Annotated in this window: 4 protein-coding genes and 1 pseudogene; 2 read left to right on the top strand and 3 right to left on the bottom strand. The window is 63.6% G+C overall.

From position 1 onward, the window contains the following. Nucleotides 1–322: 322 nt before the first annotated feature. Nucleotides 323–802: an Lrp/AsnC family transcriptional regulator gene (locus YY7_RS0149015; RefSeq protein ID WP_028169319.1), complete on the bottom strand. Its 480-nt coding sequence runs from the start codon at nucleotides 800–802 to the stop codon at nucleotides 323–325. A gap of 150 nt (nucleotides 803–952) precedes the next feature. Here YY7_RS0149015 and YY7_RS0149010 point away from each other — a divergent pair, with 150 nt between their 5' ends. Next, complete coding sequence (locus tag YY7_RS0149010) at nucleotides 953–4,435, top strand: indolepyruvate ferredoxin oxidoreductase family protein (RefSeq protein WP_028169318.1); 3,483 nt, start codon at nucleotides 953–955, stop codon at nucleotides 4,433–4,435. On the opposite strand, the gene mctP is transcribed toward YY7_RS0149010, so the two are convergent. Next, nucleotides 4,397–5,896, bottom strand: coding sequence for a monocarboxylate uptake permease MctP (gene mctP / locus YY7_RS0149005; RefSeq protein ID WP_028169317.1), 1,500 nt, complete (start codon nucleotides 5,894–5,896; stop codon nucleotides 4,397–4,399). The two genes, YY7_RS0149010 and mctP, sit on opposite strands and share 39 nt — an antisense overlap. A 15-nt stretch (nucleotides 5,897–5,911) precedes the next feature. Then, nucleotides 5,912–6,088 (bottom strand): DUF3311 domain-containing protein, encoded by a 177-nt coding sequence (locus YY7_RS59895; RefSeq protein ID WP_028169316.1) that lies wholly within the window; start codon nucleotides 6,086–6,088, stop codon nucleotides 5,912–5,914. Between the two features lie 350 nt (nucleotides 6,089–6,438). On the opposite strand from YY7_RS59895, the pseudogene YY7_RS0148995 reads away from it, so the two are divergent. Beyond that, nucleotides 6,439–6,871: pseudogene (locus tag YY7_RS0148995) on the top strand (helix-turn-helix domain-containing protein); the annotation flags it as partial.

Below are 6,871 nucleotides of genomic sequence, written 5' to 3'. Positions count from 1 at the left end.
ACACCAGGTTTTCGGGCGGGTCACCACACCAGGCCTTCTCGAAGCGACGTCCCTTCGCCGGGACGATGGATCAGGTCAGGCCGTTGCCCACCAGGTGGCTCGTAACCACGCTCCTGTAGATTGGCCGACCGATCCTCTCCAACCCCATCAGGTGGCGGTCTTGCACCGACCCCGTACAGAAGCGAGACCCCGGCGAGTGGATGACGCAAAAGGGATTGACTGAGCAAGGCCCGTTACAGAAGGGTGGGCAAAGCGAAGCGTGCCCACTATCACGAGCGGAGTGCTCGAAGGTGGACACGCTTCGCTTTGCCCACCTTACGTCTCAATCCTTCCGCGGCCGCCTGGTGTCGAACGGAAGGGCGACGCCGGTCTTGATTTCCTTCAGGATCATATTGGTGCGGACGTAGCGGATGCCGGGCACACGGAACATGAATTCGTCCAGAAACTGGTTATACGCGTGCATGTCGCGCACCACGACACGCAGATGATAGTCGGCATCTCCCGTGGTCGCGAAACATTCCAGGACTTCGCTGCGCCGTTTCACCCGCGCCACGAACTCGTCGACGAATTTCGCATCATGCCGCTCCAGCGAAACATGAAGGATCGCCGACGTTGCAAAGCCGGCACGCTCACGTTCCACCAGCGCCGAATAGCCTGATATCACGCCGGATTCCTCCAGCCCGCGCACGCGCCGCCAGCAGGCCGAGGTCGACATGCCGACCGCCTCGGCAAGTTCCTGGTTGGTCGCGCGCCCGTTCTTCTGCAGTTCCGTGAGGATGCGTTCGTCCTGCTCTTCGACCATGAGGGCATCTCCGTTTGGTACATTCTACCAAGAACCACGACTTCTTACAAAAGCCTACCGATTTACGGCGTATCGCAGGGATGAATTGGTAACACCTGCCGAACGGACGGGATTACCGTCAACCAACTCCAATCCGATGCGAGGCCGGCCATGGATGCCATTCCCTCCCTCGACACCTACCAGCTTTCCGACCGCTATGAACGCGATGACGGCCGCGTCTTCCTCACGGGCACGCAGGCCATCGTCCGTATCGTGCTCGACCAGGCCAGACGCGATCGCGCGGCGGGGCTGAACACCGCCGGCTTCATCTCCGGCTATCGTGGCTCGCCCCTCGGCGGCGTCGATCTCGAACTCTGGCGCATCGCCAATCGCCTCAAGGCGGAGCGCATCGAATTCCTGCCCGCGGTCAACGAGGACCTCGCGGCAACCGCAGTGCTCGGCTCACAGCAAGTCGAGACCCAACCCGATCGCTCCGTGCAGGGCGTGTTCGGCCTCTGGTATGGCAAGGGCCCGGGCGTCGACCGTTCCGGCGATGCGCTCAAGCATGGCAACGCCTATGGCTCGTCACCGCATGGCGGCGTGCTCGTTGTCGCGGGCGACGATCATGGCTGCGTTTCCTCCTCGATGCCGCACCAGTCCGACGTCGCCTTCATGAGCTGGTTCATGCCGACGCTGCATCCGGCCAGCGTCGCCGAATATCTCGAATTCGGCGAATACGGCTACGCGCTCAGCCGCTTCTCCGGCATGTGGGTCGGCTTCAAGGCGATCTCGGAGATCGTCGAATCCGGCGCCTCCGTCGCGCTGCGCCCGCCACGCGTTTTTCACGTCCCCGATTTCACGCCGCCGCCCGGCGGCTTGCACTATCGCTGGCCCGATCTTCCCGGACCGCAGATCGAGGAGCGATTGGAGGCCAAGAAGCACGCCGTCTACGCCTTTGCAAAAGCCAACCCGATCGACCGCCACATCTACGACATCCCGCACGCGACCTATGGCATCGTCACGACCGGCAAGGCGCATCTGGACCTGATGGAAGCGCTGCGGCTGATTGGCCTCGATGAGGCTGCCTGCCGCCGCCTTGGCATCGACATCTACAAGGTCGGCATGGTCTGGCCGCTCGCGCTGCACGACGCGATGGAGTTCGTGAAGGGCAAGCGCGAGATCCTGGTGGTGGAGGAAAAGCGCGGCATCATCGAGAGCCAGTTCAAGGAATATTTCTACGACTATCCGGGCTCGAAGCCGGAGCGCATGGTCGGCAAGCATGACGAGACCGGTGCGCGCCTGATCTCATGGATCGGCGAATTGTCGCCACGCGCGCTCGCCGAGGTGCTGGCGCGGCGCCTCGACCCGATCTTCCCCGGCCTCGATCTTGCGAAGCGCGCCGCCGCACTCACCCCTGACGCACAGCGCGTGATCACGATCGCGGGCGCGACCCGCACACCCTATTTCTGCTCCGGCTGCCCGCACAACACCTCGACCAAAGTGCCGGAGGGATCGAAGGCGCTCGCCGGCATCGGCTGTCATTTCATGGCGAGCTGGATGGACCGCGAGACCTCGTCCTTGATCCAGATGGGCGGCGAAGGCGTCAACTGGGCGGCATCGTCGCGGTTCACTAACCACAAGCACATCTTCCAGAATCTCGGCGAAGGCACCTATTATCACTCCGGATCGATGGCGATCCGCCAGGCCATCGCAGCCGGCGCCAACATCACCTACAAGATCCTGTTCAACGACGCCGTGGCCATGACCGGCGGCCAACCGGTCGACGGGCCTGTGAGCGTGCATGCTATCGCACACAGCGTCCGCGCCGAAGGCGTGGCGCGGATCGCACTGGTCTCGGACGAGCCCTCGCAGTTCGCGCCCGCCGACTTCCCCATCGGCGTCACCATCCATCCGCGCGAGGAGATGGATCGCGTGCAGCGCGAGCTGCGCGACATTCCCGGCGTCTCCGTGCTGATCTACCAGCAGACCTGCGCCACCGAAAAACGCCGCCGCCGCAAGCGCGGCCAGATCGAAGAGCCGCCGCGCTTTGCCTATATCAACGACCTCGTCTGCGAAGGCTGCGGCGACTGTTCGGTGGAATCGAACTGCCTCAGCGTCGAGCCAAAGGAGACGCCGTTCGGCCGCAAGCGCCGCATCAATCTCTCGACCTGCAACAAGGATTTCTCCTGCCTCAACGGCTTCTGCCCGAGCTTTGTCACTATCGAGGGCGCAAGGCGCCGCGCGAAGCCGGCAAGCAGCATCGATCCGCAGGCGCGCGCGGCCATGCTGCCGCTGCCGGTGCTCGCACCACTCGATCGCCCCTATGATCTCCTGGTGACTGGCGTCGGCGGCACCGGCGTCATCACGGTCGGCGCGCTGATCAGCATGGCCGCGCATCTAGAGCGCCGCGGCGTCTCGGTGCTCGATTTCACCGGCTTTGCGCAAAAGTTCGGACCGGTTTTGAGCTATATCCGTATCGCCGCCCAGCCGGACGAACTGCACCAGGTCCGCATCGACCAGGGCGCGGCCGACGCGCTGATCGGCTGCGATGTCGTCGTCAGCTCCTCCGCCAAGGCATCAGGCACCTATCGGAATGGCATGCGCGCCGCGCTCAACAGTGCGGAGATGCCGACCGGCGACGTCGTGCGCTTCCGAGATGCGGACCTTGCCGCATCAACCCGCCTGCGCGCCATCGAGAACGTGATCGGCAGCGGTCATCTCAGCACGATCGACGCGAATGCGCTGGCCGAGCGGCTGCTCGGCGACACCGTCTTTGCCAACATCATCATGCTCGGCTTCGCCTGGCAGCACGGCCTCGTCCCGGTCTCGCTGAACGCGCTGCTCCGTGCGATCGAGCTCAACGGCGTCGCCATCGAGCGCAACAAACAGGCCTTTGCCTGGGGCCGCATCGCCGGCGCCGACCGGGACTTTCTGCCGGGAGCGGATAGCGCGAGAACGATCGAAGCGGAAACGCTCGATCAGGTGATCGCGCGCCGCGCCGATTTTCTGACGGCCTACCAGGACGTAGCCTATGCTGCGCGCTATCGGAAAACAGTGAAGCGGGTGCACGATGCCGAGGCTTCGCTCGGAACCGAGGCGCTGACGGACGCGGTCGCGCGCGCTCTGTTCAAGCTGATGGCGTACAAGGACGAATATGAGGTGGCGCGGCTTCACATGGAGACCGGCTTCCTCGACGAGCTGCGCCAGCAGTTCGAAGGCGATTTCTCGGTGAGATTTCATCTGGCGCCGCCGTTCCTGCCGGCGAAGGAGGACGCGCGCGGTCGGCCGCGCAAACGCAGCTTCGGCCCATGGATCAGGACGCCGCTGAAGATTCTTGCGCGCCTGAAGACGCTGCGGGGCACACCGTTCGACGTCTTCGGCTACACCGCCGAGCGCCGCGCTGAGCGCGACCTTATCGCCTGGTATGAGGAACAGATCGATGTCCTGCTCGGCCGGATCGATGCCCGGCGCATGCCCGATATCCTCGCGATTGCCCGAGCGCCGATGGACATCCGCGGCTACGGCCCGGTGAAGGACGCGGCGATCGCCAAGGTGAAGGCGGAGGTCGCGAGCCTGTCGGCGCAGCTCGCACAAGCTGCGCCGAACGAAGCTGCGTCAGGATCGCGCCGGGGCGCCGCGTTGAGCCGGCCGTGACAGCCAGGTCACGATCACGGTGGCGATCGCCGCAACGGCGATGTTGAGAATCAGCGCGCCGAGCCCGACATAGAAGGTGTAGCTGTCGCCGCCAAAATTGATCGTCGCCAGCGGCTTCAGCCCATTGCTCCACGCTGTCCATGATCCCCAGCCGATGCCGGCCGCCCAGCCGAGCAGCAACCCCTCGGCACGGAACCAGCGCGTAAACAGGCTGAACACCAGCGCCGGCAGGATCTGCATGATCCAGAGGCCGCCGAGCAGTTGCAGGTCGAGCGCATATTGCGTCGGCAGGAACAGGATGAAGGCCAATGCGCCGACCTTCACCACCAGCGAAGCGATCTTCGCCACCGACGCTTCGCCGGCATGGGTGATATCTGGATTGACGTAGGACTTCCAGATATTGCGCGTGAACAGGTTGGCGGCGCCGATGCTCATCACCGCCGCCGGCACCAGCGCGCCGATCGCGATCGCCGAGAAGGCGAAGCCCGCAAACCAGGATGGAAACAGCGCCTTGAACAGCATCGGCACGACGTCGTTCGGCGAGGACACCTGAATGTGCGCGGCATGGGCCATGTAGCCGAGCAGCGCGATCAAGCCGAGCAGCAGCGTATAGGCCGGCAGCAGGATCGCATTCTTGCGGATCGTGTCGGCAGATTTTGAAGCAAAGACGCCGGTCAGCGTGTGCGGATACATGAAGGCCGCAAGCGCCGAGCCGAGCGCGAGCGTCGCAAAGGCCAGCATCTGCGACGGTTTCAGGATCAGGCCGGTGTCGCCGCCCTTCGCCGTGAAGGCATCGTTCGCGGCGGCGAACACTGCGCCATAACCGCCGAGCTTCGCCGGCACCACCACGACCGCCACCAGCACAACGATATAGATCATGATGTCCTTGACGAAGGCGATCAGCGCCGGCGCGCGCAGGCCGGAACTATAGGTATAGAGCGCAAGGATGACGAAGGCCGCGATGAGCGGCAGTTCGCCGCTCAGCCCCATCGCCTTGATCACGACGCCCATGCCGATCAATTGCAGCGCGATATAGGGCATCGTCGCGACGATGCCGGTGAGCGCGACCACGAATTCGAGCGCCCGCGAGTCATGGGTGCCGTGCACGACGTCAGCGGCGGTGACGTAGCCTTTCGAATGCGCCACTTTCCAGAGTAGAGGCATCACCGCGAACACGAAGGGATAGACGATGATGGTGTAAGGCAGCGCGAAGAAGCCGTAGGCGCCGACCGCATAGACCAGCGCGGGCACGGCGATGATGGTGTAGGCGGTGTAGAAGTCGCCGCCGACGAGGAACCAGGTCACCCAGGTGCCAAATTGGCGGCCACCCAGGCCCCATTCATCGAGATGCTCGCTGACGGCGCCGGATTTCCAGCGCGCCGCCATGAAGCCCATGACGGTGACGAGCGCAAAGAAGAAAACAAAGACGGAAAGCGGAATCCATTCGATCTGATCAGCCATGACGTGCACCTTCCTTCAGGCTTCGTCAGGCTTGCGGCTGCGATAGACCAGCCAGATCAAGAATGAAGTGATCGGCACCCAGGCGAGTTGATACCAATAGAAGAAGGGGAAGCCGAACAGCGACGGTTCCAGGAAATTATAAAATGGCACCCACAACAGGCCGACGAACGGCAGTAGCAACAAGATCCACATCGCGGGACTCTATCTCCAGGCTCGCCGGCGATCTCGCACCGGCTCGTGACTGGAAACGCTCTAACCAGTGGATCGTTGCTGAACCAAGCACATTTCGGCATTGCTGCGTTGCGCGAGTGGGCTTCATCTCAGGGCTTGGGAAGACAACCTCGTAGAAAACAGCCTCATAGCCCGGGTGGAGCGTCAGCGTAACCCGGGGAAACTCGTAAACGCTGGTGCAGGTGTCCCGGGTTCCGCTCCACCCGGGCTACGAGACTAGAGCGATTCATGGCTAGGCTGAATCGGTAGGGATTCCCCTGCGGGCCGGTTTGTGATTCAAGATGTTGGCTGGGTCTGGGGGCCAGCATCTGATGAGCCGACCTCTTTCCAATGATCTGCGTGAACGTGTCGTTGCAGCTGTAAGTGGGGGCGAGAGCTGCCGGGCGGTTGCGACGCGATTTGGCGTGGCGGTGTCCTCGGTGGTGAAGTGGTCACAGCGCTATCGTGCGACGGGCTCAGTGGCGCCCGGCAAGATAGGCGGATACCGCAAGCCGGTGCTGGAACCGCATCGCGCCTTCATCAAGGAGCGGATCAGCCAAACGCCGCATCTGACGCTGCACGGGCTGAAGGATGAACTTGCTGCCCGTGGGGTCGAGGTCTCGCACAACGCGGTCTGGACGTTCCTGCGGCGCGAAGGCCTGCGGTTCAAAAAAAACGCTGTTCGCCCTTGAGCAGGCCCGCGCGGACGTCGCGCGCCGGCGCCGTCGCTGGCAGTCGTGGCAGGCGAGCCTCGATCCTCAGCGC

It is taken from the genome of Bradyrhizobium elkanii WSM2783 (genome assembly GCF_000472865.1).
Classification (GTDB): domain Bacteria; phylum Pseudomonadota; class Alphaproteobacteria; order Rhizobiales; family Xanthobacteraceae; genus Bradyrhizobium; species Bradyrhizobium elkanii_A.
This window is presented reverse-complemented; position numbering and strand designations above follow the sequence as displayed.